Source organism: Methylophaga sp. UBA4204, from assembly GCF_002379485.1.
GTDB lineage: Bacteria > Pseudomonadota > Gammaproteobacteria > Nitrosococcales > Methylophagaceae > Methylophaga.
Window position 1 is genome coordinate 38,469 of the sequence record NZ_DFTU01000033.1, and the last position, 1,794, is coordinate 40,262.

Annotated in this window: 2 protein-coding genes; both read left to right on the forward strand. The window is 38.4% G+C overall.

Features of this window, described 5'->3' with window-relative positions:
• Nucleotides 1-645: energy transducer TonB (locus tag B3182_RS04375; RefSeq protein WP_292751696.1), on the forward strand; the 645-nt coding region annotated here is incomplete at its 5' end.
• A gap of 177 nt (nucleotides 646-822) precedes the next feature.
• Nucleotides 823-1,551: a DUF2726 domain-containing protein gene (locus tag B3182_RS04380; protein WP_292353448.1), complete on the forward strand. Its 729-nt coding sequence runs from the start codon at nucleotides 823-825 to the stop codon at nucleotides 1,549-1,551.
• Nucleotides 1,552-1,794 lie beyond the last annotated feature (243 nt).

The following is a 1,794-nucleotide window of genomic DNA, read 5'->3' on the forward strand; positions in this document are numbered from 1 at the left end:
GAGGAAGTTGTTGAAGAAATAAAGCCGGTAGAGCCACCGCCCAAGCCAGAGCCGGTAAAACCTGAACCCAAAAAAGTCGAAAAGCCCAAACCAAAGGTGGAACCCAAGCCGGAAAAACCTAAAGTTATTGAGAAGCCAAAACAGGAATTACCGATAGCCGAACCGAAAGTGGCTGAAGTGATTGAGCCTGAAACTGATGAACCCATAGATGAGGAGGTAGCGGAAATATCACCGTTGCCATCATCCACGGTCAGTTCAGAAAATGCTTCCTCAACCAGTAAAGCAGTCAATGCCACCGGTGATAACCCAAACGAAGATAACAGAGGCGGGACAGATGAAGTTGATCGTAACGAAGCCTGGAAAGGTTACGGCCAATTGCTTTACGCCATGGTTTCCAAAAATAAAAAATACCCCCAACAAGCCATTCGCCGTAATTTGGAAGGCATTGTTATGGTCAGCGTAAGGTTTGATAAAGGGGAGATGGTCGAAATAAACATCATAGGACAAGGCAGTGGACATCAAGTCCTGGATAGAGCTGCTCGCGAGATGTTAGAAAAAGCCGTAAAAGAATTGCCTGTGCGAGGCAACCTGTCGAATAAATCGTTTACCGTCGTTGTGCCAGTGGATTTCAAATTGACAGGGTAGGTAGATAAGTCCTGAACGTTATAGGCATTTGCTTGAAACAACAGCAATTCAAACAAAAATGCAGCTATCAAATTATTAGTTATGGGGCCTGACAATGAAGTAGGTTTGGTTTTATTCCTGCAATTAATATCCTTTATGACTATATTGATTAGACACTATTTTCAAGGACATTTTTAAATGGAATTTTTATTTATATTGCTTTTAGTAATCTTCGCAATAGTCATGTACAAACTCTCTGGATTTGGTGGGAGAGTGAAATTAGGTCAACCGAATCAAGAAACATATCCCTACTTTAAAAATACAGCTTTACTTACCCCTGCTGAAATATCCTTCCGACACAGCTTGAAAATTGTTGTCGGAGATTCCTATGACATAAATTCTAAAGTTCGCCTAGCAGACCTTATTTCTGTGCATAAAGGATTACCGAAATCTGAATGGTCTAGATCTTTTAATCAGATAAAAGCAAAGCACGTAGACTTTATTTTGGTGGATAAAACAACTACGGAAATTCTATGCGGTATAGAGTTGGATGATTCCTCTCACAATAACCCAAAAAGACAAAATCGAGATAGCTTTTTGGATGCAGCGATGAAAAGTGCCAAGCTTCCGTTACTAAGATTCAAGGCAGAGCAAACATATAATTCTAAAGAGATTGAGGAGGCGATCAATTTAGTTTTAAAACCATCACTCATGAGTCCGGATGAGAGTGAAGAGATAAAAGTTCGAATTGAACCAGATTTGGATGTAAACAAAATCGATGAATTTATTACTGGCAAATGTCCGCAGTGCAATGCTGAATTAGTGGAACGAAAGGCATCAAAAGGGCGTCATGAAGGAGTGAGATTTTTGGGATGTTCAAACTTCCCAAAATGTCGCTATCGTAAGGTGTTAGGTGAAAGTAACTAGTTTATTAATTTTAAGACTTTTTGATGGGCTTCTCCAAAATACTTAAGTAAGTTTATTATTGGTGTGTATGAAAAGCATAGAGAATATCTGTAATTGCTTATTGGCTAAGAGTTAGATAATGATCATTTTTAACTCTATTGGTTATATATTTATTTTTGTATTTAAATTACTACAGAGTAAAGTAATATTTTAGAACGTTGTGGATAATCCAAGGAATAACTGTAATAGCCCCATTTTAAAACG

Coding starts and splice junctions, on each gene's coding strand:
- B3182_RS04380 (WP_292353448.1), top strand. CDS start 823: ATGGAATTTTTATTTATATTGCTTTTAGTAATCTTCGCAATAGTCATG.